At 63.8% G+C, this 25,794-nt stretch carries 22 protein-coding genes and 3 pseudogenes; 9 read left to right on the forward strand and 16 right to left on the reverse strand.

Annotated elements, in window-relative coordinates:
* Positions 1-111 precede the first annotated feature (111 nt).
* Entirely contained in the window at positions 112-732 is a 621-nt protein-coding gene (locus IN820_RS13940) for a TetR/AcrR family transcriptional regulator (RefSeq protein WP_193681535.1), read from the reverse strand.
* A 210-nt stretch (positions 733-942) separates the two neighbouring features.
* Between IN820_RS13940 and IN820_RS13945 the strand changes: the two genes are divergently transcribed.
* From IN820_RS13945 to IN820_RS13965, 5 genes are all read left to right on the forward strand, one after another.
* Complete coding sequence (locus IN820_RS13945; RefSeq protein WP_193681536.1) at positions 943-2,415, forward strand: efflux transporter outer membrane subunit; 1,473 nt, start codon at positions 943-945, stop codon at positions 2,413-2,415.
* Entirely contained in the window at positions 2,412-3,977 is a 1,566-nt protein-coding gene (locus IN820_RS13950) for an MFS transporter (protein ID WP_193681537.1), read from the forward strand. Before IN820_RS13945 ends, IN820_RS13950 begins: the two co-directional genes overlap by 4 nt.
* A 20-nt stretch (positions 3,978-3,997) precedes the next feature.
* Positions 3,998-5,041 carry an HlyD family secretion protein gene (locus IN820_RS13955; RefSeq protein WP_193681538.1) on the forward strand — a complete coding sequence of 348 codons (1,044 nt, stop codon included), beginning with the start codon at positions 3,998-4,000 and terminating at the stop codon, positions 5,039-5,041.
* Positions 5,042-5,069: 28 nt separating this feature from the next.
* Positions 5,070-5,390 (forward strand): DUF190 domain-containing protein, encoded by a 321-nt coding sequence (locus IN820_RS13960; RefSeq protein WP_193681539.1) that lies wholly within the window; start codon positions 5,070-5,072, stop codon positions 5,388-5,390.
* A gap of 90 nt (positions 5,391-5,480) precedes the next feature.
* Complete coding sequence (locus tag IN820_RS13965; protein ID WP_235989160.1) at positions 5,481-6,218, forward strand: SDR family oxidoreductase; 738 nt, start codon at positions 5,481-5,483, stop codon at positions 6,216-6,218.
* A gap of 183 nt (positions 6,219-6,401) precedes the next feature.
* On the opposite strand, the gene IN820_RS13970 is transcribed toward IN820_RS13965, so the two are convergent.
* From IN820_RS13970 to IN820_RS13980, 3 genes are all read right to left on the reverse strand, one after another.
* Complete coding sequence (locus IN820_RS13970) at positions 6,402-7,703, reverse strand: NAD(P)/FAD-dependent oxidoreductase (RefSeq protein ID WP_193681541.1); 1,302 nt, start codon at positions 7,701-7,703, stop codon at positions 6,402-6,404.
* A gap of 227 nt (positions 7,704-7,930) precedes the next feature.
* Positions 7,931-9,382, reverse strand: coding sequence for an aldehyde dehydrogenase (locus IN820_RS13975; protein ID WP_193681542.1), 1,452 nt, complete (start codon positions 9,380-9,382; stop codon positions 7,931-7,933).
* A gap of 43 nt (positions 9,383-9,425) precedes the next feature.
* Positions 9,426-10,565, reverse strand: a complete 1,140-nt coding sequence (locus tag IN820_RS13980; protein WP_193681543.1) for an NAD(P)-dependent alcohol dehydrogenase — start codon at positions 10,563-10,565, stop codon at positions 9,426-9,428.
* Positions 10,566-10,755: 190 nt separating this feature from the next.
* Between IN820_RS13980 and IN820_RS13985 the strand changes: the two genes are divergently transcribed.
* A complete protein-coding gene (locus IN820_RS13985; protein ID WP_193681544.1) occupies positions 10,756-11,691 on the forward strand; it encodes a LysR family transcriptional regulator in 936 nt (311 codons plus the stop codon).
* Between the two features lie 30 nt (positions 11,692-11,721).
* Here IN820_RS13985 and IN820_RS13990 read toward each other — a convergent pair whose 3' ends face one another.
* Together IN820_RS13990 and tnpC are read right to left on the reverse strand one after the other, a co-directional pair.
* Complete coding sequence (locus IN820_RS13990; protein ID WP_193681545.1) at positions 11,722-12,720, reverse strand: alpha/beta fold hydrolase; 999 nt, start codon at positions 12,718-12,720, stop codon at positions 11,722-11,724.
* Between the two features lie 95 nt (positions 12,721-12,815).
* A pseudogene (gene tnpC, locus IN820_RS13995) lies at positions 12,816-13,553 on the reverse strand (IS66 family transposase); the annotation flags it as partial.
* Between tnpC and IN820_RS14000 the strand changes: the two are divergent.
* Positions 13,548-14,252: pseudogene (locus IN820_RS14000) on the forward strand (IS3 family transposase); the annotation flags it as partial. The pseudogenes tnpC and IN820_RS14000 sit on opposite strands and share 6 nt — an antisense overlap.
* 173 nt (positions 14,253-14,425) lie before the next feature.
* Here IN820_RS14000 and IN820_RS14005 read toward each other — a convergent pair.
* From IN820_RS14005 to IN820_RS14020, 4 genes are all read right to left on the reverse strand, one after another.
* Positions 14,426-14,836 carry a VOC family protein gene (locus IN820_RS14005; protein ID WP_193681546.1) on the reverse strand — a complete coding sequence of 137 codons (411 nt, stop codon included), beginning with the start codon at positions 14,834-14,836 and terminating at the stop codon, positions 14,426-14,428.
* A 357-nt stretch (positions 14,837-15,193) separates the two neighbouring features.
* A complete protein-coding gene (locus tag IN820_RS14010; protein ID WP_193681547.1) occupies positions 15,194-16,171 on the reverse strand; it encodes a saccharopine dehydrogenase family protein in 978 nt (325 codons plus the stop codon).
* A complete protein-coding gene (locus tag IN820_RS14015; RefSeq protein WP_193681548.1) occupies positions 16,168-16,569 on the reverse strand; it encodes a VOC family protein in 402 nt (133 codons plus the stop codon). Before IN820_RS14015 ends, IN820_RS14010 begins: the two co-directional genes overlap by 4 nt.
* Positions 16,570-16,585: 16 nt before the next feature.
* A complete protein-coding gene (locus IN820_RS14020) occupies positions 16,586-17,329 on the reverse strand; it encodes an SDR family NAD(P)-dependent oxidoreductase (protein ID WP_193681549.1) in 744 nt (247 codons plus the stop codon).
* 139 nt (positions 17,330-17,468) lie between these two features.
* Here IN820_RS14020 and IN820_RS14025 point away from each other — a divergent pair, with 139 nt between their 5' ends.
* Positions 17,469-18,425 carry an AraC family transcriptional regulator gene (locus tag IN820_RS14025; protein ID WP_193681550.1) on the forward strand — a complete coding sequence of 319 codons (957 nt, stop codon included), beginning with the start codon at positions 17,469-17,471 and terminating at the stop codon, positions 18,423-18,425.
* Here IN820_RS14025 and IN820_RS22680 read toward each other — a convergent pair.
* Together IN820_RS22680 and IN820_RS14030 are read right to left on the reverse strand one after the other, a co-directional pair.
* Positions 18,391-18,593: pseudogene (locus tag IN820_RS22680) on the reverse strand (IS630 family transposase); the annotation flags it as partial. The gene IN820_RS14025 and the pseudogene IN820_RS22680 sit on opposite strands and share 35 nt — an antisense overlap.
* Positions 18,594-18,864: 271 nt before the next feature.
* Positions 18,865-19,908, reverse strand: coding sequence for a LysR family transcriptional regulator (locus IN820_RS14030; RefSeq protein WP_328822104.1), 1,044 nt, complete (start codon positions 19,906-19,908; stop codon positions 18,865-18,867).
* A gap of 54 nt (positions 19,909-19,962) precedes the next feature.
* Here IN820_RS14030 and IN820_RS14035 point away from each other — a divergent pair, with 54 nt between their 5' ends.
* A complete protein-coding gene (locus IN820_RS14035) occupies positions 19,963-20,667 on the forward strand; it encodes a pirin family protein (RefSeq protein WP_193681551.1) in 705 nt (234 codons plus the stop codon).
* 310 nt (positions 20,668-20,977) lie between these two features.
* Here IN820_RS14035 and IN820_RS14040 read toward each other — a convergent pair whose 3' ends face one another.
* The 4 genes from IN820_RS14040 to mdtD all read right to left on the reverse strand — a co-directional run bounded on the left by IN820_RS14040 (position 20,978) and on the right by mdtD (position 25,746).
* Complete coding sequence (locus tag IN820_RS14040) at positions 20,978-23,050, reverse strand: AsmA family protein (protein WP_193681552.1); 2,073 nt, start codon at positions 23,048-23,050, stop codon at positions 20,978-20,980.
* 136 nt (positions 23,051-23,186) lie between these two features.
* A complete protein-coding gene (locus IN820_RS14045; RefSeq protein WP_193681553.1) occupies positions 23,187-23,624 on the reverse strand; it encodes a CBS domain-containing protein in 438 nt (145 codons plus the stop codon).
* 229 nt (positions 23,625-23,853) lie between these two features.
* On the reverse strand, positions 23,854-24,174 hold the full coding sequence (gene sugE / locus IN820_RS14050; RefSeq protein ID WP_193681554.1) for a quaternary ammonium compound efflux SMR transporter SugE: 321 nt from the start codon (positions 24,172-24,174) through the stop codon (positions 23,854-23,856).
* Between the two features lie 147 nt (positions 24,175-24,321).
* Positions 24,322-25,746 carry a multidrug transporter subunit MdtD gene (gene mdtD, locus IN820_RS14055; RefSeq protein ID WP_193681555.1) on the reverse strand — a complete coding sequence of 475 codons (1,425 nt, stop codon included), beginning with the start codon at positions 25,744-25,746 and terminating at the stop codon, positions 24,322-24,324.
* Between the last annotated feature and the right edge of the window lie 48 nt (positions 25,747-25,794).

The following is a 25,794-nucleotide window of genomic DNA, read 5'->3' on the forward strand; positions in this document are numbered from 1 at the left end:
TTTATGCAACCGCCCAGTGGCTGAAACCGGTGTTGAACATCGCCTGAATTGGCGAGTGGCCTCCTTGCCGAGGTTACGCTCGACCGGAGTCGCGCGGTTTCAGCCCCGAAGCTAGTTGTGGACAGCGAATCGTCCGACAAACGCATCCACCGCTAATCGAACCCAGCGATCCAGTTGCTCTGCGGACGGCCGTGAACCGGGATGCAGCAGGCACTCCATCTGCCCTTCGGTGCGAACCATGCTGACAAACAGCGAGGCTGCTGCCTCGATGCCAATGGCATGGACGTCAATCTCGCCCGTCACGGAGGCTTCGCTCAAGCGTTCCGACACCATCGCGATGACGACTTTGGGCCCGGCCAGGTAGAACCTGCGACCGGCATCCGGAAAACGAGGCGCCTCAGCGACGACTACGCGGAAGAGCGCCACTCCCACCTCGGCCAGAACGATCTCGAGATAGGCCCGCCCTATGTCCTCCAGCGTTTTCCTGATATCCCCCGGGGCAGGCTGTATCGCATGGATGGTCGATGCCATCGACGCGCATTGGCGTTCGATGACCGCGACAAACATGGCCTCCTTGCTGGGAAAGCATTCATACATCGTCTTCTTCGAAACGCCGGCTTCGCGCTGGATCATGTCCGTGGTCGCAGCGCTGAAGCCATGGGTCAGGAACACGGTCGTAGCCGCATCGAGAACCGCGAGGGACTTGTCGATCGGACAGGCAGGCTTGCTCATACGAAAACCAAATCTGTTTTCGCCGGAGTATACCGACCGGTATCTGCTACCCGCAAAGCAATTCACCCAATCGGTGCATGCCTTTTTATTGACTGAATGTTTTTTTGCTCATTAGAATACCGATCGGTTTCCACCCCTTCTCATCATCTCCCGTGTCCAAGAGCCCGGACGATCGAGACCTGCCCGCCCTGCACCTGCTTGAGAATATGAATGAAAGCTGCGTCGTGCCTGTATCTCGCCCAGATAGTTCCTGCCTTGGCGACCACCCTGTTGGTGGGGTGCGCAAGCGTAACGTCAGTCCAGTTGCCGTCCATTGATCCATCCGCAGCGCTGGCGTCCTACCGAGCACAGGTTGGCGATCAACCTGCCCTGAGCGAAGCACAAGCGCCCGTTCGCTGGTGGGAGTTGTTCAATGACCCCACGCTGTCGGCGATCGAGTCGGAGCTTGGCCAGAGCCTGGATATCCAGACGGCTGCGCTGCGTGTCGAGGAAAGCCGTGCTCAGCTGGGGTTGGCCGGTGCCTCCCGTTATCCGACTCTGGCCCTAGGGACCGGCTACTCACGCTCGGCAATCAGTGAAAACTCGCCGTCGCATCGATTGGGGGCCCCTACAAACGGCCAGGACATGTGGTCGTTGGGCCTGCAAGCGGGCTGGGAGCTCGACCTCTGGGGTTATCTGCGCCATACCCAAGCGTCCGCGCAGGCCAGGTTGGACGCGGCTTATTACGGGCGGGATGCCGTACTTACCTCGGTCTCGGCGGATGTAGCGCGCAACTATCTGTTGCTACGCGGCGTGCAGGCACAGGCCTCGTTGGTGGAAAAAAACCTCCGGATCGGACGAGACCTGGTTCGCATGGCCGAAAGCCGCGAGCGCAACGGAGCCGCCACGCGTTTCGATGCGGCATCGGCGCGTGCCGATGCCGCCGGACTCGAAGCCCGCCTAACCCAGCTGAATCACCAGCGAGATACGCTGATGAACGCGCTGGCGCTACTGCTTGGCAAACCACCGCGCGAACTGGATGAACGACTCACCTTCGCCGATCTGCCCTCGATGCCCTCGCGCCTACCGATCGGCGTACCTTCCGAACTGGCCCGTAATCGGCCAGATATTCTGCAGGCAGAAGCTCGGCTGCGAGCAGCAGTGGCGGATATCGACGCGGCAAAGGCCGATTTCTACCCACGCATCGGCCTGACCGGCGCACTTGGCGCGCAGGCGTTCGACCTCTCTGATCTGGGTAGCTGGGGCTCCAGGCACTATTCGGTAGGCCCCACGCTTTATCTGCCGATCTTCGACGGCGGACGGCTACGTAGCCAGTTGGCCTTGAGTGAAACCCGTCATCGCCTGGCTGGTATCGCCTATCAGCAAGTGGTGCTGCGCGCCTGGCACGAGGTGGACAATGCCCTTGGCGCTTATGCCAGCGAACTGGAGCGGCACCGGCAACTGCAGCGTGCGCTGGAGCAAAGCGAAATAGCCCTGGGCGTAGCACAACGCTCATACCAGGAAGGCTCGGCGGATTTCACGGCCGTACTGGTTGCTCGTCGTAGCCTGCTCGCCAATCAAGCCGAACTAAGCGACTGCGCGACTGCCTCCGCGCTTGCCGTCGTCTCGCTTTATAGAGCCTTGGGTGGCGGCTGGTCAGAGCAATGGGCGGGCGACGCAGCAACGAACGGGGCCTCTTCATGAGTACTGCCGCACCCGCCTCGCCGCAACAGCCTGTGCTCACTGTGCGGCTCGCCGTCGGTCTATTGGGGGTGCTGCTGGCAGCGATGGTCGCGGGACTGAGCGGTCGCGTCCCGGCCCTGGTGCTCGTCGACGTGCAAGGCGGGCTAGGGTTTGCCAGAGATGATGCGTCCTGGCTCACGACCGCCTATTCGGCAGGCGAGCTGGCGGCGATGCCGTTTGCCGCGTGGTTCGCGATCACGTTCTCGATGCGGCGCTTCCACATGACGATGCTCGCAGCAGCATTGGTGCTGGCGGCTGCCCTGCCGTTCATTCGCGACCTGAATGTGCTGATTGCCTTGCGCCTTCTTCACGGTATCTGTGCCGGTTCGCTGGTTCCGGTCCTCATGATGGCCGCTCTGCGTTTTCTGCCTACATCCATCCGGCTGCACGGTCTGGCGCTATTCGCCATGACTGCCACGCTCTCGCCGAATGTAGCCTTAGGACTTGCGACTTTAAGCGTGGACAAATTAGAGGATTGGCGTTGGGCCTACTGGCACATGCTGCCGCTGGGGCTGATTGCAATGGGCATGGTCGGCTGGGGTATTCCCAAGATGCCTACGGCACTGCCGCGTCTGAAGCAGGCTGATTGGTTCGGCCTGTTCCTGGGTGTGCCTGGGTTGATGCTTCTGGTGGTTGGCATCGATCAGGGGGTGCGTTTGGACTGGTTTCAGTCACCAATAATCGTTGCCGCTCTTGGCACGGGCGCGATCCTCACCAGCCTGTTTTTGATCAGCGAATGGCTTCATCCGGCTCCGTTCGTGGGGTTGGCACTTTTGAAGCGCCGCAACATCTGGCTAGGCTTCATCTCGCTCGCCGGACTGCTGGTCGTCATGTCCTCAGCCGTGAATCTCCCTGCCAACGCATTGGGTAGCCTTCATGACTTTCGGCTGGAGCAAAGCGCAAGACTCGGGCTAACGGTGGGATTGCCGCAACTGGTTCTCGGGTCTTGTGTAGCGCTGTTGCTGTATCGGCAATGGGTAGATGCACGCCACGTCTTCGCCATCGGGCTGGCCTGCATGGCTGGGGCGTGCTGGCTGGCTTCGGTCATCACGGATGAATGGATGGTGCAGCAATTCCTATGGCCGACTTTTCTTCATGTCATCGGCCAACCGATGGCGATGGTTGCCATGCTGTTTCTCGTCGTCAGCACGGTGCAGCCGATGGAGGGGCCCTTCCTTGCAGGATTGGTCAACATCGTGCGGGTGCTCAGTACCGTCGTAGCCGGGGCACTCGTTGGCCAGTTGACCGCTATTCGAAGCCGCTTCCATTTCGAATCGCTGCGGGACCAGGCAGGCAATCTGCTGCCGCAGTGGGCAGGCTTCGATTTTCCGCCAGGCGCCGTGATCGAGCAGGTCGCTAAACAGGCCAGTGTTCTAGCTACCGCCGACGTCTATCGCGCGATTGGGCTGCTGGCGCTCCTGCTGATTCCACTCGTCCTGAAGTTTCAACACATTCCGGCACCCAGGGTGCCCCGAATTTCCCCCTCCACCCCAGCCACCGTCCAGGCCGGGGTGGCCTCATGAATTGAGCTAGTACGAATTACATGGCCAATAAACTGCGCTACCAAATCGTAATCGGAGTGATCGCTGCCGCAACCGTCGCGGGGGCAATTTTCATCCTCAATCGTCCCGAAGCCAACGCATCCGTGCAAAGCACCGATGATGCTTATGTCCGTGCCGATCTGACCGTGATCGTGCCCCAGGTTTCAGGCGTCATCATGGCGGTAACGGTAGATGACAACCAGCGGGTTCAAGCCGGCGAGCCGCTGCTGCGTATCGACGACAGAGCGCTGCGCATTGCGCTGGACGCTGCAACGGCCACCATCGCCGGGCTTCAAGCGCAACTGGAGCTCCAACAGAGCCTGATCGAGCAAGCACGCGCTGTAGTGGCTGCATCCAGCGCCAAGCTCAAACTTGCCAAAAGAAACCTTACACGCTCGGCAAACCTGGCGCGGGATGGCTCGGGCACGGTGCAGGCACTGGAGTTGGCCGAGGCGGAATGGGCAACACAGCGCGCGGCCTATGAACGGGATCGCGCCGGGCTGCGGTCGGCCGAGCAGCGAACGGCGATCCTGCAAGCTGACCTGGAGAAAGCCATGGCGGAAAAGGCGGACGCCAGCTTGAAGTTGTCCTATGCCAGCATCACCGCCCCGATCGCCGGCGTCGTCGCACAGCGCCATGCCCGGATAGGCGGTTATGCGCGCCAAGGCGAGCCGCTACTGACGTTGGTCCCGCTGGATAAGATCTACATCGAGGCCAACTTCCGAGAGACCCAACTGGCCAACGTGCATGTCGGCCAGCCGGTGGATATCACCATCGATGCGCTACCGGGCGTTCAGCTCAAAGGCCACGTCGAGAGTCTAGGGGCGGCAAGCGGCGCGAGTTTTTCGCTGGTGCCGCCGCACAACGCCACGGGGAATTTCACCAAGATCGTGCAACGCCTGCCAGTGCGCATCCAGGTGGACGCAGGACAGGAGCAGGCGCGGCGGCTTCGTGTGGGCATGTCCGTGAGGCCAAGCGTCCACACCGATGCTGCTTCGGCTCAAGCGCCTACGCCTGCCACTGCGGCAGCGCAGGCCGAGTCCTAATAGATCCGCCGCCATTGTGAGGCTCGTCATGAACGGCTATCAGATAACATTTTTTACCCAACAGGATCGCGTGATCGGCAACCTGCCCGCCGGACAATGGTTGGTAGAGGAGGCTCGTCGCCTGGGGTTGCGCGGGGCCACCTTAAGCGGTGCCGTGGAGGGGCTGGGTCACGATGGCATCATCCACGCGATCAACCTCTTCGACCTTTCGGACCAACCCGTCCAAGTGACGCTGGTCGTTACCGAAGCGGAAGCGCAGATGTTCTTCGAGCATCTGACCCAGCAGCGCGTAAAGTTGTTCTATGTAAAGGTAGCCGCGGAGTTCGGAACGCTGGGCGCTGGTGATTAAGCCAGCTAATACCCTATCTTCGAATTTTTAAAAACCGATACCGGTCTCGACCGGTTCGCCGACTGAGCCGTCGGCAATACGGAGGAAATGATGAATATTGCTCAGAAGGTCGCTCTGGTTACCGGCGCAACTCGAGGCATTGGCTTCGAGACCGTACGTCAGTTGGCCGAGACCGGCGTCACCGTGCTGCTGGCCGGCCGTGATTCGCAGCGCACAGTTGTTGCTGCGGAGGCCCTCCAGGCCGATGGGCTTCCGGTCCAGCCGATCACCCTCGACGTGGCTCGCAGCGAGAGCATCGAGCAGGCGGTCAACGAGATCCAGTCGCGCTACGGCAAGCTGGATATTCTGGTCAACAATGCCGGCATCATGATCGATGCTGCGGAAAAGGCACCGTCCGCGCAGAGTCTCGCCACCTGGCGTGAGACCTTCGACACCAACCTGTTTGCCGTGGTGGAGCTGACTCAGGCGCTATTGCCACTGCTAAAGCAGGCCCCGGCCGCGCGCATCGTCAACCTGTCGAGCCAACTGGGTTCGCTGGGCTGGCACACCGATCCGGGCTCGCCGATCTACGACTTCAAGGCACCGGTGGCCTATAACGCCTCCAAGACAGCCATCAACGCCTGGACAGTTCACCTGGCCTACGAACTGCGCGATACGCCGATCAAGGTCAACGCGGTCCATCCTGGCTACGTGCAGACCGACATGAATGGCGGCGCGGGCGAGATCGACGTCCCCACCGGCGCCAAGAGCAGCGTGGAAATGGCACTGATCGACGAGCATGGCCCGTCGGGCAGCTTCACCCACATGGGCAAGACGCTGCCCTGGTAGGCATCCGCGCGACCGGCACGCCCGGCCCGTGATGAAATGAAAAGCGGCCGGTATCACACCGGCCGTTTTCTTCGTCTCTACTGTCGCTTCAGCATCACCAATCAGCCCGGCGCTTAAGTAACCCGCTCCGAGTGATCAAGCGCGGGCGCTATACTTGCCGCGTCGTCCTGGCTGCTCAAATCCTTAATGCAGCTTCAAGCGCGGCACCGTCCCCCGTCCCAGCCTGTCACCCAACATGCGAAGCAGCATTCGCCGGGTGCCATACAGCGCACGCTGATGCATGCGATACAGCGATACGTAGAACATCCGCGCCAGCCAGCCTTCGACCCTGAAGGTGCCCATTAGGTTGCCCATCAGGGTTCCCACCGCACCCGACTTCGACAGCGAAACCAGCGAGCCATAATCCCGGTAGCGATAGGCGGGCAGCGGGGACTTGCCCTGGATCCGCTTGGCGATCGAAATGGCCAGCAGCTCCGCCTGCTGATGCGCAGCCTGGGCCCTCGGGGGGACGGTACGTCCGTCACTGCCCTCGAGCGGGCAGGCGGCGCAATCGCCCAGCGCAAACACCGCATCGTCCAGCGTCGTCTGCAGTGTCGAACGCACCACCAGCTGGTTGAGGCGGTTGCTCTCCAGCCCACCGATGCCAGCCATGTATTCGGACACCTTGATGCCGGCCGCCCACACCTTCAGTTGCGCCCGGACGCGTGACCCATCGGCCAGCTGCATACCGTCGGCATCCACGTGGCGCACCGCCGAACCGCAAAGGATGCGGACACCCATGCGGGTGAGCATCTGCTGCACCAAGGCGCTCACATACTCGGGCAGCGCCGGCAGCAGGCGCGGCCCCGCCTCGAGCAGAGTGACCTGCAGATTGCCGGGCGCAATGTTGTCCAGGCCGTAGGCCGCGAGTTGGGCCGAGGCGTTGCGCAGCTCAGCCGCCAGTTCCACGCCGGTAGCGCCACCGCCGACGATGGCGATTTCAAGCCGATGGGCCACCTCGCCGCGCGCCTGCGCCCCTACGTACTGACGCAACATGCGTTGCTGAAAGGCGATCGCCTCGTCCGGGGAATCGAGAAACAGGCAATGGTCCTTTGCGCCCGGGGTGCCGAAATCGTTGGTGCGGCTGCCGACCGCCAGTACCAGCGTGTCATAGGGTAGGCGTCTGCTTTCGGCAAACACCTCGCCATCAGGCCCGCACAACGGCGCGATCTCTACGTACTTGGCGCTGCGGTCGATACCACTGAATCGGCCCAGCTGGAACTCGAAATGGTTCCAGCTGGCCTGGGCGAGATAGTTCAGCTCGTCTTCGGCCGCATCCAGCGCCCCACAGGCGATTTCATGCAGCAGCGGCTTCCACAGATGGGTCATCCGCATGTCCAGCAGGGTGATATGCGCCTGTCCCTTCCGCCCCAGCGTGCGCCCCAGGCGCGTAGCCAGCTCCAGCCCACCGGCTCCGCCGCCAACGATCACGACTCGATGTGTCATTACCTACTCCAACTCCATCATGAATGCAGAGCCCAGGGCATTGCCGGCCTCAGGCGAACTTGGCGCGCCACAGGCGTCGAGACGGGATGGATCCTGACCAAGACTGGATCGTACTGGAGGGCCGAGCGCCCTTGAGCAAGCGAGGCTGCAAACGACCGCGGTGCACCTCAGCGCACCGCGTTGCAGCCCCATGACAGCGTGCAGAGACTCGTCAGGATCCCACCCGCTTAGAACGGGTAGACCTGACGCGGATCCTCAAGAGTGACCCACTTGATCTCGGTGAACTCGTCGATCACCGCGCGGCCGTCAAAGCGGCCGTAGCCACTGTTCTTCATGCCGCCATAAGGCGCCTGCGGCTCGTTCTGCACGGTGGCACCGTTGACGTGTACGCAACCGGCCTGGATCCGCGAAGCCGCCGCCAGCGCGCGGGTGAGATTACTGCTGAACACCGCCGAGGACAGCCCGTACTCGGTGTCGTTGGCCACCCGGATCGCTTCCTCGTCCCCCTTGACCCGGACGATGGTGGTCACCGGGCCGAAGGTCTCCTCGTCATAGATGATCATGCCCGGCTTGACGTGATCGACGATAGTCGCCGGCATCCTCGCGCCGCTGGCCTCGCCGCCGGCCACCACCACAGCGCCCTTGGACACGGCATCCTGCAGCATGTGGTTGAGGCGCTCGCCGGAGCGTGCGTCGATCATCGGGCCGACCACGCAACCCGGTGCTTCACGCGGGTCGGATGCCATCAGGGCCTCGGCGCGCTCGGCGAAACGTTGCACAAACTCGTCGGCAATCTTCTCATCGACAACGAAACGCTCGGTCGACATGCAGATCTGCCCCTGGTACAGAAAGCTGCCGAAGATGGCAGCATTGACCGCCCCTTCCAGGTCGGCATCGTCCAGCACCACGAACGGCGCCTTGCCGCCCAGCTCGAGCAGGCAGCGCTTGAGGTGGCGTGCCGATGTCTCGGCGATGATGCGTCCGACCTTGGTCGAGCCGGTGAAGTTGACCCGGCGCACCGCCGGATGTGCGATCAATGTCTCGGTCACCGCGCCGGCGTCGGCCGCGGCCGAGGTGATGAAGTTGAGCACGCCGGCCGGAAGGCCCGCCTCGATAAAGCACGAAGCCAGCAATTCGTGGGTGCGCGGACTGTTCTCGGAGCCCTTGAAGATCACCGGATTGCCACAGGCCAGCGGGTAGGCGATCGCGCGCGTGCCGAGCAGGATCGGCCCGTTCCACGGCACGATGCTCAGCACCACGCCCGCGGCCTGGCGCAAGGTCATCGACACGGTGCCCGGCTTGTCGGTGGGCAGCGTTTCGCCCTGGATCTGGGTGGTCAGCCCGGCCGCCTCGCGCAACAGTGAAGCCGAGCCCATCACATTGAAACCGGCCCACAGCGCGGAAGCGCCCACTTCCCTGGCCATCACATCGCTGAATTCCTTGACCTTGGCCTCCAGCAGATCCGCCGCCTTGAGCAGAATCGCGCGGCGTACGGAAGGTCCGCTCGCCGACCAACTGGCGAAAGCGGCGGCCGACGACGCGGCGATGGCCTTCGCGTCTTCCATGGTCGCAGCCGCGCCCGTGCTGATGAGCTCGCCAGTTAGCGGATGACGGCGCTCGAACGTGGCGCCGTTGGATGCCGGACGTGCGGCATTGTCGATGATCAACCGGGTTTGCATGTTCAGCTCTCTTATCGTGATGGGTTTTGTGCCCTGGCGGGCGTCACGCGCCCTGGGCGAAGCGCAGGATCGGCTTGATGGTGGTGCCGTTCTCGCTGTCGGCCATGGCCTGGTTGAGGTCTTCGAAGGCATAGAACTTCACCAGCCGGTCGAAGGGGAAACGCCCCTGGCGGTAGAGCTCGACCAGTTCCGGAATGAACGTCCGCGAGACCACATCGCCTTGCACGATGCCGATGATCCGGCGACCCGGGATCATCACGTCGTTGACATTGAAGGCCACCTCGGTGCCCTCCCGGGTGGCACCGACGATGCCGCAGGAACCGAGCAGGCCGAGGCTGTCGATGGCCTGGCGCAGCACCTCGGCGCGACCACTGCACTCCAGGGTGAAATCCGCGCCGCCGCCGGTCAGCTTGCGAACCTCGGCCACCGGATCGGTCTCGCGGCTGTTGAATACATGGGTAGCGCCCAGCTCCAGCGCCAGCGCCAGGCGCTCCGGATTGACGTCGACGGCGATGATCGAGGTGGCACCGGCCACGCGTGCGGCCATGATCGCCGCCAGCCCCACCGCGCCGGCACCGAAGGCGACGAATGAGGCGCCGGCATGGACCTTCAGCGCATTGAGGACCGCGCCCGAGCCGGTCTGGATGCCGCAGCCGAGCGGGCCGAGCAGCTCCAGCGGCACGTCCTTGCGGACCTTGACCACGTTCAGTTCGTTGACCACCGAGTAGCTGGAGAACGATGACTGCCCGAAGAAGTGGTCGTGCAGTTCGCCGCCGTGGGCATCGCATGCCGAGGACGAGCCATCCAGACGGCCGCCGCCGAAGTTCAGCTGACCCATGTTCGCGCAATGTGCCGGATGACCGGTGGCGCAGGGCGCGCACAAGCCGCAGTAGGCGTACGTCAGCACCACGTGATCGCCCACCGCCACCGTGGTGACGGCGGCTCCGACCCGTTCCACCACGCCCGAGCCCTCGTGACCGAGGATCATCGGCATCGCGGTCTTGTACAGCTGGTCCCGCACGACCATGTCGGTGTGGCAGACACCGCTGGCGACCATGCGTACCAGCACTTCGTTGGCGCGCGGCCCCTCCAGCGAGGCGTCCTCGAAAACCAAGGGCGATTGGGGCCGGCGCAATATGGCGGCGCGAATCGGCTGCCGCGCATGTTCCGCGTGACGGTCCATAGCACTTCTCCTGAGTAAGGGTTTGCGTTGGATGGCTTGATGCCATCCGGCCGGTACGGACGAAAAGTCTGTCCGTCCGGCCCCCGCGCGTAAAACACTGTTTCCGTACCTTACATATCAATTCGATATATGATCGACGAAAACAATGGCTATTACCCTGTACACCCCAGGCTAAGCGAGATATCTCGATATGGATCTGAAGCGACTTCGCTACTTCGTCACCGTTGCGCGGACCCGGAGCTTCGTGCGTGCGGCCAGAGCGCTAAACATTTCGCAGCCGCCCTTGAGCCAGCGCATTCAGGAGCTGGAAACGGAGGTCGGCGCAGCGCTGCTCAACCGGGATTCGCGCCCGCTCACCCTGACCCCTGCCGGTCAGTTGCTGTATGACCAGGCGGTGGACATCCTGCGCCGTACCGACGCCATGGTTGCCAGCCTGGAGCGGATGCTGGGCAACCGTCGCCCGACCTTCACCTTTGGCATCGTCCCGGCGAACTTCCACGGGAATTTCGCCCTGATCATCCGCCAGTTTCGCGAGGCGATGCCCCTGCTGAGGGTACGGATCGTCGAAATGGACAGCCACCAACAGATCGAAGCGCTTCGCGAAGGCCGTATCGATGCCGGGGTCAGCCGAGTCGACATCAACGCCGACGGCATTCGCTGCATCGTTCTCAAGCACGAGCCGATGCTAGCCGCGGTGCCGGCGGACCACCCGCTGGCTTCTCGGGACAGCCCGATGCAACTGGCCGAACTCAAGGACGAGTCCTTTCTCATCTACGCCAGCAATCCGCGACCCAGCCTGGCCGATCACATCCTTGCGCAACTGGCCGAGCCGCAGATCGTGCTTTCCGACCCGCAGGAAGTGAACCAGTACGACACCGCGCTGTTGATGGTCGCAGCCGGCTGCGGGGTATCGATCGTCCCGGCGTCGGCGCAACTGGTGCCGGTACCTGGCGTGGCCTACCGGCCCTTGGTCGAATCGATCACCTCGCCGGTGGTTCTGCGCCACCGCAGCGACGACGCTTCACCGGAATTGCAGACGCTCTTCTTCGTCATCGGGCGTTTTTTGTCCGAACGCGGCCATGAAGTCCCCGCCGAGCTCAGGCAGGACGGCCTGGAGCCCGCATAAGACGATCGTTCTGTCCCGCATGCCTGCGGATCAGTTCTCCAGAAAGCCGCGCAGGTCGCGTGTGAACTTGACCGGGTTCTTGAACATCAGGAAATGATCGCCCTGCTCGGCCTTGCTGTAGACGAACAGCTGCGACTGCGGCAGCGTCTTGTGCATCCAGCGCTGGCTCGGCAGGTTGTTGCTGTACTCGCCCGAAAAGATCGCCACAGGGACATCGATCTTGTGTTGGATCACATCGCGCCAGTCATTGACGATGTGGTTGAACAGCACCCGGCCCACTGCCTCCGGATCGTTCTTGATGACGTGCTGGGCAAAGCTCGCCGAGTTCGCGTAATAGGGCGAGTCCATGAGCTGCGCACGCTGCCACGGCAGCAGATCGGTGACCAGGGCGTTGAGCGGCTTGCCGCCGGTGAAGCCAGCGACCATGCGCTCGGGAGAGGTGGTCGTGCCGCCCGCATCCAGCCGTTCCTGCTCGGACCAGTCCAGGTGCGAGTAGATCGAGATCGGTTCGTCGACGAAGACCGCCTTGTCGATGCCGGAGGTGCCGAACAGATCGATGTAGCTCCACAGCACCGAGGCGCCCATCGACCACCCAGCGTAGTTGGCCTTCTTCAGCTCGAGATGGTCCGCCAGCTCCTTCAGGTCCATCGAGAACCGGGAGATCCGGCCACCGTATTCCACGCGCTGGGACAGGCCCTGGTTGCGCGGATCCATGACATAGACGTGGTAATGCTGGCTGAGCAGGTACATCAGGTTGATATATTCCGCGCCATTGGCCGACCAGCCCGGAACGAACACCAACGGCTCGCCCTCGCCGGCCTCCCAATAGGAGATCCTGACGCCGTCGGAGGTGGTGAACGAATTGATCTGCAGCCCCTTGAAGTCCGAGAGCCTGGCAGGCAAGCCGTCGATCTTGTGGGGGAAGCCGTAGTCCTGGCCGAGCACCTTCAATGCCGACTCGGCCGAAGCATTGCAGGCAGCCAGCGCCAAACCGATAGCGCATACGGTTGCGAGCATGGGAATACGCATGGGAAGTTTCCTCTGGACGTTGATGGGCAGTAGGCTCGTTTGAAGCGCCACTTTAAATCTGGACTACGTGGGGGCAAAACGTAAGCGAGTGGGCATCACACCTTGCTGGCGGTGATCCAATTGTGCGGCAGCAACTCACTGAGCTCGCTGGCCTTTTGCGTCGGTAGCTGAGTCAGCGCATCTTTCAGGTAGGCATACGGACCATGTTCGTTCAGTCGCGCTGACTGGATCAGGATCATTAGCGCAGCCGCACGTTTGCCGCTGCGCAGCGAGCCGGCAAACAGCCAGTTCGAGCGGCCGATGGTCCACGGCAGGATCTGGTTTTCGCACCAGTTGTTGTCGATTGCCACCATGCCGTCATCGAGATAGCGCACCAGGGCTGTCCAGCGCTTGAGGCTGTAGTCGAGCGCCTTGGCGATGGCCGTGCTTCGTGCACCAACGGGCGCTGGGCGAGCATCCAGCGGTGCAGAGCATCGGCGAGGGGCTTGGCTTTTTCTGGCGCATTCGCTGTCGCTCATCAGGCAGCAGATCGCTTACCTCGCGCTCGATGCCGTACAGCTGACCGATGTGGCGCAGGGCCTGTTCGGCCAGTTGGCTCTTGTTGGCGACATGTAGATCGTAGAACTTGCGGCGAGCATGGGCCATGCAGCCGATTTCGGTCACGCCCTGCTCGAAGCAGGCCTTGTAGCCGGCGAAGTCGTCGGGACCAGCTGGCCCTTCCAGTCGCCCAGGAAGGTGCGAGCATGCTCGCCGGCTCGGCTGGGGCTGAAGTCGTAGACCGCCGCACGTAGATCAGCGAACGGGCTGGGAACATAGGCCCAGACATATGTACGGTAGAGCGGCTGATGCGTCGGCTGGGGCTCGAAGGCGTCGTACGCGGCAAACCGGTCAAGACCACGATCAGCGACAAGGCGAGCTCGTGCCCGCTGAACAGGGTCAATCGCCAGTTCCGCGCCGAGCGGCCAAACGCGCTCTGGGTGTCGGACTTCACCTACGTCAGTACCTGGCAGGGTTTTGTCTATGTGGCCTTTGTCATCGACATGTTCGCCCGACGGATCGTTGGCTGGCGGGTCTCCGGTTCGGCCCGTACCGACTTCGTTCTCGATGCGCCGGAGCAGGCCTTGTATGCCCGCCGCCCGGTCGACCAAGGCAGCCTCATCCACCACAGCGACCGCGCCGTGCAGTATGTCTCGATCCGCTATACCGAGCGCCTGGCCGAAGCTGGCGTCGAGCCGTCGGTGGGCAGCGTGGGCGCCCCCTATGACAATGCCTTGGCCGAAACCATAAATGGCCTGTACAAAGCCGAGGTGATCCACAGACGGTCATGGCAGAGTCGCGAAGCAGTGGAACTGGCAACGCTGGAATGGGTGGACTGGTTCAACCATCGACGGTTGCTGGCACCCATCGGGAACATACCGCTGGCGGAAGCCGAAGCGATCTACTATCAGCAATTTATCGAGTCTGCCCAGGCGGCATGCCTCACACCAAAGAGCCTCCGGACAATGCGGGGCGGTTCATTACCGATTCGGTAAGGGGTCGATGGTTGCTCCTTTGGGTCGTCCGATGCGTATACCTTTCGGCTGTCTTCCTCGTTGGCGTCCCGTTTTAATCGGAGCACCCACCGGGTGTCCATGGCGTGCCTCAACTTATGGCAGGAGCTTGCCGCAGCAATTGTACGAATGGAATCTGACACGCTCGCTGGTGCTCAGGCCGCCACTTGGCAAACGGCCTCCACATTCACTCCGTCAGGGCCCAATACATAGGCCGCGTAATAACTCGAGTGGTAACGGGGCCTGATGCCCGGCGCCCCGTTGTCCTGTCCGCCAGCGGCCATGGCAGCGGCATGGAATGCGTCGACCGCTTCACGACTCTTCGCGATCAGCGCTATGTGTGCCCCGTGGCTGGGGACCGGAGCGGCATGCAGCCAGAGGAATGGCTTTCCTGCGGAACCGAACCCCAATCGCCGAGGCGCCGATCGAGGGGGATCGGCCTCAACGCTCATCATCAATGTGATCCCCAGCGGTTCAAGTGCCCGCTCGTAGAAGGCGCGCGCCTGCGAAATGTCCGAAACACCGATGCCCACGTGATCGATTGCCGAACCAGCAAAGTTGCTCATCAGGTAACTCCATAAAATGCCGGTCGCCCGGCAAGTTCGTAGGGCCGCCATCAACACCGAGCGGCGGTGCCAACCGCGCCGCGTGGTCGTTTCAGGAGCCAGCCAAGTACATGCGGAGACGACGAAATGAACGAAAAAAAACCGGCAGCGCCGCCCCGCCTTCGACCGCGAGCAAGGGCTAGCCATCGCACAGGCCCTGTTTCACCAGCATGGTTTCGATGCGGTCGGCCTGTCCGACCTGACCGAGGTCATAACATCAAGCCGCCGAGCTTCCGCCGCCTGCTTCCCGTGAGTTCGAGGCAAGCGGCAGCGCTACGGAAGCCGGAGTAAACGCATTGCCGCTCTCTCCCGAGCGACTCAGTAATCAGTTACGGTCGTCCCCGCAATGCACTCGGCGAATCCGACGCCCAGCAGCTTAGCCGGCGTCTCGAAACCCGGCCGTCGCTCGCCACTCAATACCTGGCGCGCAGCCTCCACGGCAGCGATCGGCGTGTAGGTGTAGCCGTTGACGGTCTCGATCACTGAACGCGCAACGGTCCCGTCAGCGCCGGTCACTTCGGCCACTGCTCGGGCGCGATGGGCTTCACGCTGCTGAATGTCCGGGCCCTCAGGAAGCTGCGAGAGATCGCCTTCAGGAAAGGGATCGCCGGCGAAATGCACGAACATGGAAATGTTCGGGATGCCGGTGGAGTGCCAGCCGGTGACCAGGTCACCAAAGGAAAGCGGCGCGCACGGCACCGGGCCGTCGCCAAAATCGAAGTGGCGCGGCTGTGCATCGGGCGTCGGAACGAGCAGGCCGTCGACCCGCGCCAGCAGCCCAGCGCCAACGATCTCGGCGACGCTCAGGGCCGACCCCCGCGACATCGAGCCCGCGACCTGCAGCGCCACGTTCAGCGACTGGGGATTGCGCACCCGTCGAGCGGCATGCACGGCCAGGCAGTCCGTCGGCACCACGTCCCAGCCGACGCCAGGCAGCAGCATGACGCCCGCCGCCGCGGCCTGCGCGCCGAGGCGCTCCGCCAGCCGATAGACGTCGATCTCGGCGGTGATGTCCAGGTAGTCGATGCCGGTGACGATGCACGCCTGCATCAGTGCAGCCGCCGTGCGCGCGAACGGTCCGGCGCAGTTCAGCAGCACGCCGATGTCCTCCAGCGATTGCGCCGGAAACACATCCGTGGCGAACACCCTGTACGGAACATCCAGCTGGCCGGCGAGTAGCGCCAGCCGCGTGCCGTCGCGCCCGGCGATCACCAGGTCGAGCCCCACTGCCTTCGCGCGTGCTGCGGCCATGCGGCCGGTATAGCCCGTGGCACCGTAGATCAGCAGTGCGCTCATGGGCTGTGCTGCCAGTTCTTGTAGACGAACTCGAGGCTGTAGCCATCGGGGTCGAGTACATTGGCGGCGTAATAGTCCGGGTCGTAATGCAGGCGCGGGCCGGGTGCGCCGTTATCGCTGGCGCCGCTCTCCATCGCCGCGGCATAGGCGCCATCGACCGCTGCCCGGCTGCTGGCGACGAAGCCGACATGAACGGCGCGCCCTTCGACCACGCCCTCGCGCAACCAGAAGAACATCCGCCCGTTGGCGCCGAAGCCTTTCAGGTCCGGATGACCGGGGGGGCCGTCCTTGCCGTCGTAATCGAGTCGCGTGGTGATGCCCAGTGGGGTCAGTGCCGCGTCGTAGAAACGCACGGAGCGCTCCAGGTCGCTGACGGAAATGAAAACATGATCGAGCATGGTGGGCCTCGCTGGTTCAGACGACATAACCGCCCGCGACCTCGATGGTCTGGGCATTGATCCAGGTGCTGTCCTCGGACAGCAGCATGGCGATGACGCGGGCGACATCGTCGGGCTCGCCCACCCGGCCGAGGGCGGTCTGCCCCGCCAGCAGCGCCTCGAACTCGTCATTCAGGCCGCCGCCCAGTTCGGTGCGAATCGCCCCGGGCGAGACGGAATTGGCCCGGATACGCCGCTCGCCAAATTCCTTTGCCATGTAGCGGGTCAGCACCTCCAGCCCGCCCTTGAAGGCCGCGTAGGGAGCGACGCCGGCGGTCGCCACGCGGGTGGTGGCGCTGGTCAGACTGACGATGCTGGCGCCCTCTGCCAGCAACGGCAGCAACGCCTGCGTCAGGAAGAACGGACCCTTGAGGTGGACGCTCAGCAGGCCATCGAACTGCGCTTCGGTGACCGTCTCAAGACGATTGAACAGGCCATAGCCGGCGTTGTTGACCAAACCGCCGAGCGCGGTCGTGCCCCAAGTGGTCTTCAGTGTTAGCAGAACCGTTTCCCGAAAATTACCGAAACTGCCGACGTCCGCGACGTCGAGCTTGAGCGCAACGGCTTTACCGCCTGCCCCCTCGATACGCCGTACCACCGATTCGGCTGCGCCCGGATTGCTTTTATAAGTGAGGATGACCCCCATACCACGCCCGGCGCAGCATTCTGCGGCACTGGCACCGATTCCACGGCTGCCTCCGGTAATGACGATGACGCTCATTATGGTGCTCCACTGTCAGTCAGATGAGCCGCCACAGTAAACTTCGCGTCTAGCACACACTCGGCCGTTCCTACCCCAATCCTGCCTATTTCTGCTTTTTGCTTGCCGCCGATATGCCGCCGGGATCAGCATGCTCGTCATGAATGACCAATTGAACGAGCTTCGCTCACTAACGTGCAGGGCACAGAACCGCCGCACGGAAACGGGCATCCCACGCGTGGCCATGGTCCAGGGTGAGATTCCTGAACATTTACTGGCGGCCGTCTACGACCCGATGATCAACCTGATCCTGCAGGGCAGCAAATCGATGACCGTCGGCGACCGCACGCTGCGCTACGACCCGGCGACCTATTTCGTCATGTCCATCGAATTGCCAGCGGTGGGTTCCGTGCATCCTGCCGATTCCGGCGAGCCCTACCTGGCGGTTAGCCTGACACTCGACCCGTCGGTGTTGACGACCCTGTTGGCTGATCTTCCCAAACCTGCCGGGCGTTACGAGAACGCCCCTGGGTTTTCGGTTGCTTCCGTTACGTCCGAGCTGATGGATGCCTGGGTGCGCATGATGCGGCTGATGGACAATCCCGAGGCGATCACGGCTTTGGCACCGGTTTACGAACGCGAGATCCTGTACCGCGTCTTGCAGGGGCCCCATGGCTGGATGCTGCGTGAGATTGCGGCGCCGGATACTGCCATGGCGCGTGTGAGTCAGGCCATTCAGCGGATCCGTCAGGACTTCGCCGAGCCTATCAGGGTGGAAACCCTCGCCCTCAAAGCCGCAATGAGCGTGTCGGCATTTCATCGTCACTTCAAAGCTGTGACCACATTGAGTCCGTTGCAGTATCAAAAACGTGTTCGATTGCTGCAGGCTCGGACGCTTTTGGTGGCCGGAGCCAAAAGCGTCACTAGCGCTGCCTTTGCGGTCGGCTATGAGAGCGCGACACAGTTCAGCCGTGACTACGCGCGCGCATTCGGCCTTCCTCCTGGCCGAGATGCGGCAAGAATGCTGGGGGAGATAAGAAACGGAAGATCACAGCCAAATAATCAACCGATGGCGGTGGCGTTGCAGCCAACGTCGCGCGATGCACGGACCGGATGATAGGTTCAGCCGTTTTGCCCATCGGAACCGCTTGGCGAAATATTGGTTATGAACCTCGATAAAATGGCGGATAGCCATTTCCAGATCAGCCATGCTGCTGAAGCATCGCGACACAGTGCCCATCTTTCCAGTTGAGCCCCCTTCCACGGCGTTCAGCCATGAAGCGCTAGGGTCCTGTCTGGTTAGCCACTGGGCATTATGTTGTAGGAGCCAGCTTGCTGGCGATCATCGGCAATGGTGCTCGGGATCACCAGCAAGGACCTGGCGTCCTCCAGCTCCTACGTTCGAAAGGCTCTTGCGCTTCTCCCGCGTCGCGGCAACGCAGGGATAAACGAACCGCCAAGGGACAGTCCGCTAGTCGGCGTGAAATGCAGCTTGAAACGGGGATGTTTCTCCAGCCATTCGCTGACGCCCGCAGTTCTGTGAGTCGAGTCCAGAATCACTCTTCACTGGCCCGTGCCCACGGCGCGGCGGCGAAGCGTTCGGCCAGGTAGTCGATCAGCGCCTGCACGCGGATTGGGCGGCTGCGGCCCGGGGGGGTCACGATGTGCAGCGCGATCGGCTCCACCTGCCAGTCGTCCATCGCCGTCTCCAGCGCGCCCGATTGCAGGTCCTTCCAGGCCAGGAATTCCGGCTGTAGCGCGAGGCCAAGCCCCGCCCGCAAGGCCGGTGCCAGGGCCTCGGCATTGTTGGCCAGCAGCGATGCGGGTATCGCCTGGGCGAATTCGCCATGCCGCTTGTGGCGGAAACGCCAGCCGCTGCCGCGCGAATAGCTGTATTGCAGTGTGCGATGCGCGGCCAGGTCGCGCGGGTGGCCGGGGCGCCCGTGGCGCTCAAAATAGGCCGGCGCGCCGACCAGCAGGATGCGCACGGTGCACAGGCGCCGGGCCAGCAGGCTGGAATCGGCCAGGGTCGAGATGCGCAGGGCCATGTCGAAGCCCTGGGCGACCAGGTCGATCAGCTCGTCGCTGAAATGAACGTCGAGCACCACGTCGGGGTGGCGCGCCATGAATTCCGGCAGCACCGGCGCCAGGTGCGAGACGCCGAACGACATCGGCGCCGCGATCCGGATGGGCCCGCGCAGGCTGGTCGACTGCTCGGTCACCTCGGCCTCCACCGCCTCGCCCTCGGCCAGGATGCGGGCGGCGCGCTCCAGCGCGGCATGGCCGCTTTCGGTGAGCGACATTCGCCGCGAGGTCCGATGGAACAGCATGGTTTTCATGCGCCCTTCCAGGCGCGTGATGGCTTTGGAAACGGTGGCCTGCGACAGGCCGAGTTCGCCCGCGGCGCGGGCGAAGGAGCCCGTTTCCGCCACCTTGGCGAAGATCGCCCAGGCTTCGAGATCCGGCAATTTCTTCATGGCGGTCCTGGAAATGATCCGATCACATCGATCCCATAGGATTCTCCCTAATCGGCATGAAGCCTGCCACACAGCACAACGAAAATGGAAAGGATGGTTTTCCATCAATTCCATTCTCAGCATTCGTGCGCCTGCCTATAGTGACGCCATCGAAACGTACTCGACCTGGAGGACAGCATGATCGAACGTCGCCCCTTCGACAGCCTCGGTGGAGCCCACCACGGCTGGCTCGATGCCAAACATCACTTTTCCTTCGCCGGTTACCGCGACCCGGAGCGCGTGAACTGGGGTGCGCTGCGGGTCTGGAACGACGACACCATCGCCCCCGACACGGGCTTCCCGCCGCATCCGCACGCGGACATGGAAATCATCACCTATGTGCGCGAAGGGGCGATCACCCACGAGGACAACCTCGGCAACAAGGGCCGCACCGTGGCGGGTGACGTGCAGGTGATGAGTGCCGGCACCGGCATTCGTCACTCCGAGTACAACCTCGAGCCGGGCATCACGCGGATCTTCCAGATCTGGATCGTTCCCGACCGCCGCGGCGAGCCGCCGGCCTGGGGCTCCAAGCCCTTCCCCAAGGGCGACCGTTCCGGCCAGTTCCTGGCCCTGGCCAGCGGGGTGGACGGCGACGAGGACGCACTGCCGATCCGCACCGACGCACGGGTACTGGGCGCGACGCTGAAGGCCGGCGAAACGCTCGAGTACCACTTCGCCGACGCCAGCCGCTATGGCTACCTGGTGCCGGCCAAGGGCACGGTCGAGGTCAACGGCATGGCGCTGGAGACGCGCGACGGCGCCGCGATCCACGGCGAGGAACTCATCCGCATCACCGCCAGTGAGGATGCCGAACTGGTGCTGGTGGACGCCGCCGGCTAGGCGGCAATACTCAGGGTGCAGGGGTTTGCGGCATCTCCTGCACCGGGCCGGGAATCGGTGGCGCTCGCACGTCCGCCAGCCGCGGCCCGACATGCCAGCGCAGATGGAAGGCGAACTCGAGAAAGTGGTATGTACCCCGGTTGTCAACGCGGATGCCGACGTCCAGAGCGAAGTGCTGCGTTTCCATCGGGCCGAAGGACGCCCGGTGGCGCGGCATTTGCTGGCGTTCAACCATCCGAGCGAAGGACGGGCATAGGCCTGGCTGTTGCCGTTCATTCGCGGCCGCGCTGGAGCCTCGCGGCGGCCAGCGCTATCGGGCCGGCAGTTTTTTCACCTGCTCCAGCAACGGCCCGCACTGGTCCGCCTGGCCGCCACTGGGTGCGACCAGGGCCAGCAGGCCGGCCACCGGGCCGACGGTGGCGCCCAGTACGATCATCCCCGCGCCACGCAGCGCCAGCGGGCCGGCGTGGACGCCCGGGCGCGGGCTCTTCAGGGTGCCCCGGACGTACAGCGGCGAGCGCAGCGAAATGATGCGGATGCCCTTGGAGCGCGGCACGATGTTCATGTCGATGTTTTCGGTCCTGAAGTTGACCTGGCCGGTGACGTTGATCACCGCATTCTCGGTATCCAGCACGAACAGCCGGGGCTCGGCCAGGCCATTCTTCATCCCCAGGTCGAGCACCGCGCAATTGATCTGCACCTCTTCATCACCGAACAGGCGGCCGACCAGGTAGTTGCCGACGTTGAGCCCGGCCAGCTCCATCAGCCCGCGGCTCACGGTGCCATCGTTCATCAGCAGACGCAGTTCGCCGTTGGCGCTGCCGAGCAGGGCGGCGACGGAGTTGCCGGTGCCCTGGATATCGGCCTTGCCGTTCAGTTCGCCCAGGCTCTTGTGCATGCTCTCGACGTTGGCGAACAGTTGCCGCAGTTTGAGCGAACGGGCCTCCAGCCGCACCCGACCGGCCAGCGGCGTGCGCTGGCCGTCCAGGTGCACGTCGGTTTCCAGGCGCCCGCCGGCCAGGCCGAAGCTCAGCGGCTGCAGGCTCAGCACGCCATCGGCGAGCACCACGTGGGCGTTGAGGTCCTGGATGGGCAGGGCCTCGTCGTGAACGATGCGCTTGCCGACGAAACGCACGTCGGCGTCCATGTCGCGCCAGCGCTCGGTACGGAATTCCTCGACTGGCAGCGCCTTGTCCGCCGGCTGCCGGCTGGTTGCACCGCGTGCCTGGCGGGATTGCTCGGAATCGGCGCCGATCAGCGGCGCCAGGTCGGAGAAACGCAGCTGGTTGGACGTCAGCTCGCCGCTCAGCCGCGGGCGCGGCTCACCAGCGACGTAGCGGAGGTCGCCCTGGATGTCGCTGCCGCCGATACGGCCGTTGAACCCCTGGTAGTGGAACGAGGCGCCGTCCGGGTCCTGCAGGTCGGCGCGCAGGCGGCCATCGGTGGAATAGGCGCCGGTGTCGGGCAGGGTCACGCCGATCAGCGGGTAGAGGTTGCCCAGGCTGTCGCCGGACAGGCGCAAACGCAGGTCCAGCGCGCCGAGGTTGCGCGGATCGGTCAGGGTGCCTTCCACCGTCACCCGGGTCTTGCCGGCGCGCAGGTCGACCTGCAGCGGGAACGGCAGCGCCGCGTCCTGCAGCGCCAGCAGGCCGCCCACCCGGCCTTCGCCGGACACCGGCTGGCCACCATAGCGCCCTTCGGCATTCCAGGCGAAGGCGTAATCCTGGGTCGCCGCGCCCTGCAACTCGTTCTCTTCGCCTCCCCCGCCTTGGGCCGCACCGAGAATCTGGCTGTAAGGCATCGGCTCGCCCAGCGGCGTGACGTCGAGTTTCACTTCGGCGCGTGTCACCTGATCGTCGAGGCTGACGCGGCCCTGGTCGAAACCGATGGTGCCGATGTCCAGCACCCAGGCGGAGGGTTTCTCCTCTTCCGCTTCGTCGCTGGCGGCCAGGTTTTCGAAGGTCCAGTTGGCGCGGCCGTCGGCGAGCCGTTCGATGTGTGCCGACGGCCCGCCGAGGGTGATGGCCGGGATGCTCACGCGCTTGCCCAGCAGTGCCAGCGGGCGCAGGTCCGCCGCGACGCTGTCCAGGTGGATGAAATAAGGTGCCTGGCCCCACTCGGCATTGCCCAGGGTGATGTCTTCGGCGGTCAGGGTCGGATGCGGGAACCAGGCGCGCCAGCCGGGCAGTTCGCGGTCGCGCTGCCAGCGCACGTCGAGCTCGCCCTGGATGGCGAACGGCCGGCCAAGGGTATCTGACACCCGTTCGTTGAGGGTGGGCCTGAGCAGGTTCCAGTCGAAGGTGGCCAGCAGCACCACCAGCGCCACGGCCAGCACCGCCACGATTGCCAGGAACCACAGGAGAATGCCACGGGCTCGGCTCATCGGTCTCTCGCTGTTGCGCTGTGTTCGTCTTTCTTCGACTGGCATGAGCCCCGATCGACTCCCCAGCGGCCTGGCGATTGCCCATGCGATGAGCCCGCCAGCCCTGTCAACATCGGCAGCGGATGGCTGCCCGCGCCTATTCTCCGCGGATGTACTGCTTGAGCTGCTGGATCAGGCTGTCCTGTTCGGCCATCGTTTCCTTGACCACGTCGCCGATGGAGAGCAGTCCGACGGTACGGCCCTCGTCGATCACGGGCAGATGGCGCAGATGCTTCTCGGTCATGATTTGCATGCACTCGCGAACGGTCTGCCGCGGTTCGACGGTGATGACCGTAGTGGTCATGATGGCGCTGACCGGGGTGGCGAACGAGGAGCGCCCCTTGAGCACCATCTTGCGGGCATAGTCGCGCTCGCTGACGATGCCGACCAGCCGGCCCGAGCCATCCGCGACCGGCAGGGCGCCGACGTTCTTCTCGGCCATCAGCTTCAGTGCATCGAGCACCGAGTCCTCTGGGGCGATCACCACCAGCCCCTGCATCTGCTTGGTACTGATTACCTGCGCAACCGTTTTCATGGGACAGCTCCTTTCTTGTTGGCCGTAGCGGAAAACCGGCGCTGGGCGTTTCCTTGCCGAGCCAGCCGAAGCCAGAAGATATAGCGTTGCGGCCAGTGGCCAAAGCGTATTTTTCTCGACGGCGGCGAACCTTGTCCGCGGACAACTTCCACGCCGGCCAGCGAAAACGATCAACCACGGTGACAAAGCCATCCACCCACGAGGCGGGGTGAATTCGGATCGTGGGCGATCAGGACGCCAGCTTGAGCCCCACCAACCCCGCCAGCACCAGCCCCACGCTGATCAACCGGGCGGGCGAGGCGCTTTCGCCGAAGAAGGCGATGCCAAGCAGCACGGTGCCGAGCGCACCGATGCCGACCCAGATGGCGTAGGCGGTCCCGACCGGCAGCACCCTCATCGCCGCGGCGAGCAGGTAGAAGCTGGCGGCCATGGCGACAAGGGTGAGGAGGCTGGGAAGTGGACGGGTAAAGCCGTCGGAGGCCTTGAGGCCGATGGCCCAGGCGACTTCGAGCAGGCCGGCGATCAAAAGCATGAACCAGGCCGTATTCATGGTTTTTGCTCCACGAAAAGGCAGGTCGTCCCACGTCAATCAGGCATCCGATGGGTCGTCCCAACGGAGAGGTCGCGGCACCTTAGCACAGCCGGCAGCTTTTCAGAGCGGCTGACGCAGCGTCCACTCCGATCATTCGACGCCTCGTCATTCGCTCACGTCGACGGGGGCCTCCTCTTCGGAATGGCTGGGGTCGCGGCTGTCCAGCTGCAGGAACAGCGCAGCCGCCAGCATGGCCATGGCGCCAACGCTGAGGAAGGTCAGCTGGAAGGCCCTGAGCACCTCGTCGCCTTGCGCCCCGCTCACCGTGAACCCACCGAGCAGCGCGCCGGCCGTGGCCACGCCCAGGCTCATCGACAGTTGCACCACCACCGAGAGCAGGCTGTTGCCGCTGCTGGCGTCGGCATTGCTGAGGCCGATCAGGGTGACGGTGTTCATCGCAGTGAACTGCATCGAGTTGACCATGCCGATCAGGCCCAGGTGCAGCAGCAGGAGCAGCGTCGGGGTCTGCGCATCGATCGTCGCCAGGCTGGCGATGAGGCTGCCGAGCAGCAGCGTATTGCCGATCAGCAGCCGGCGATAACCGATGCGATCGATGATCGGCTTGGCCAGCGACTTCACCGCCATGGCCCCCAATGCCAGCGGAATCATGCTCATGCCCGCCTGCGCCGGCGAATACCCCAGCGCCACCTGCAGCAGCAGCGGCAGCAGGAACGGCAGCGCCCCGCCGCCGAGCCGCGCGAACAGATTGCCGAAGATGCCCACCGCGAAGCTGCGCGTATGGAACAGCGCCGGGCTGAACAGCGGTGCGTCGATGCGCCCGGCACGCAGCCAGTAGGCGGCCATGCAGGCCACGCCGCCGAACAGCAGCAGGGTGACCCGCGCATGCGGCATGTGCATCTCGCCGAGCCCTTCCAGGGCAATGGTGATGAGCACCATCGCCGCGCCGAACAGCAGGAAGCCCAAGGTATCGAAGCGCACCCGCTCGGCGCCTTTCAGGTCCGGCATGAAACGGAACGCGGCGATGCAGCCGATCACGCCCACCGGCAGGTTGGTCAGGAATATCCAGTGCCAGGAGGCGTATTCCACCAGCCAGCCACCGAGGGTCGGCCCCAGCAACGGGCCGACCAGCCCGGGCAGCGCGATGAAGGCCATGATCCGTACGAACTCGCTGCGCGGATAGGCACGCAGCACCACCAGCCGCCCCACCGGCAGCATCAGCGCGCCACCGAGGGCCTGCAGCACCCGCGACGCCACCAGTTGGTTGAAGGTGCCCGACAGCGCGCAGAACAGCGAGCCCAGGGAGAACAGCACGATGGCGGCGACGAAGATGCGGCGGCTGCCGAAGCGATCGGCGATCCAGCCAGAGGCCGGAATGAGCAGGGCGACGGTGAGCATGTAGGCGATGACCACACCCTGCATGCGCAGCGGGTCCTCGGCGAGGTCGCGTGCCATCGCCGGCAGTGCGGTGTTGAGAATGGTGCCGTCCAGCGTCTGCATGAAGAACGCGACGGCCACCAGCCACGGCAGAATGCGGGCGGTGCGGGGGTCAAGCGGAACGGGCGGTTGCATGGAGTCCCCGGATGCAAAAGATCAATAGCTTAGAGGAACCGGCGCCAC

This window comes from Pseudomonas lopnurensis, assembly GCF_015070855.1.
In the GTDB taxonomy this organism is placed as follows: Bacteria; Pseudomonadota; Gammaproteobacteria; order Pseudomonadales; family Pseudomonadaceae; genus Stutzerimonas; species Stutzerimonas lopnurensis.

Coding starts and splice junctions, on each gene's coding strand:
- IN820_RS14020 (WP_193681549.1), bottom strand. CDS start 17,329: ATGAGCGTCATCGTCATTACCGGAGGCAGCCGTGGAATCGGTGCCAGT.
- IN820_RS14025 (WP_193681550.1), top strand. CDS start 17,469: ATGAATGACCAATTGAACGAGCTTCGCTCACTAACGTGCAGGGCACAG.
- IN820_RS13970 (WP_193681541.1), bottom strand. CDS start 7,703: ATGACACATCGAGTCGTGATCGTTGGCGGCGGAGCCGGTGGGCTGGAG.
- IN820_RS14005 (WP_193681546.1), bottom strand. CDS start 14,836: ATGAGCAACTTTGCTGGTTCGGCAATCGATCACGTGGGCATCGGTGTT.
- mdtD (WP_193681555.1), bottom strand. CDS start 25,746: ATGCAACCGCCCGTTCCGCTTGACCCCCGCACCGCCCGCATTCTGCCG.
- sugE (WP_193681554.1), bottom strand. CDS start 24,174: ATGAATACGGCCTGGTTCATGCTTTTGATCGCCGGCCTGCTCGAAGTC.
- IN820_RS13985 (WP_193681544.1), top strand. CDS start 10,756: ATGGATCTGAAGCGACTTCGCTACTTCGTCACCGTTGCGCGGACCCGG.
- IN820_RS13940 (WP_193681535.1), bottom strand. CDS start 732: ATGAGCAAGCCTGCCTGTCCGATCGACAAGTCCCTCGCGGTTCTCGAT.
- IN820_RS14045 (WP_193681553.1), bottom strand. CDS start 23,624: ATGAAAACGGTTGCGCAGGTAATCAGTACCAAGCAGATGCAGGGGCTG.
- IN820_RS13990 (WP_193681545.1), bottom strand. CDS start 12,720: ATGCGTATTCCCATGCTCGCAACCGTATGCGCTATCGGTTTGGCGCTG.
- IN820_RS14015 (WP_193681548.1), bottom strand. CDS start 16,569: ATGCTCGATCATGTTTTCATTTCCGTCAGCGACCTGGAGCGCTCCGTG.
- IN820_RS13975 (WP_193681542.1), bottom strand. CDS start 9,382: ATGCAAACCCGGTTGATCATCGACAATGCCGCACGTCCGGCATCCAAC.
- IN820_RS14040 (WP_193681552.1), bottom strand. CDS start 23,050: ATGAGCCGAGCCCGTGGCATTCTCCTGTGGTTCCTGGCAATCGTGGCG.
- IN820_RS13950 (WP_193681537.1), top strand. CDS start 2,412: ATGAGTACTGCCGCACCCGCCTCGCCGCAACAGCCTGTGCTCACTGTG.
- IN820_RS14030 (WP_328822104.1), bottom strand. CDS start 19,908: ATGCTGAGAATGGAATTGATGGAAAACCATCCTTTCCATTTTCGTTGT.
- IN820_RS13955 (WP_193681538.1), top strand. CDS start 3,998: ATGGCCAATAAACTGCGCTACCAAATCGTAATCGGAGTGATCGCTGCC.
- IN820_RS13980 (WP_193681543.1), bottom strand. CDS start 10,565: ATGGACCGTCACGCGGAACATGCGCGGCAGCCGATTCGCGCCGCCATA.
- IN820_RS13965 (WP_235989160.1), top strand. CDS start 5,481: ATGAATATTGCTCAGAAGGTCGCTCTGGTTACCGGCGCAACTCGAGGC.
- IN820_RS14010 (WP_193681547.1), bottom strand. CDS start 16,171: ATGAGCGCACTGCTGATCTACGGTGCCACGGGCTATACCGGCCGCATG.
- IN820_RS13960 (WP_193681539.1), top strand. CDS start 5,070: ATGAACGGCTATCAGATAACATTTTTTACCCAACAGGATCGCGTGATC.
- IN820_RS13945 (WP_193681536.1), top strand. CDS start 943: ATGAAAGCTGCGTCGTGCCTGTATCTCGCCCAGATAGTTCCTGCCTTG.
- IN820_RS14035 (WP_193681551.1), top strand. CDS start 19,963: ATGATCGAACGTCGCCCCTTCGACAGCCTCGGTGGAGCCCACCACGGC.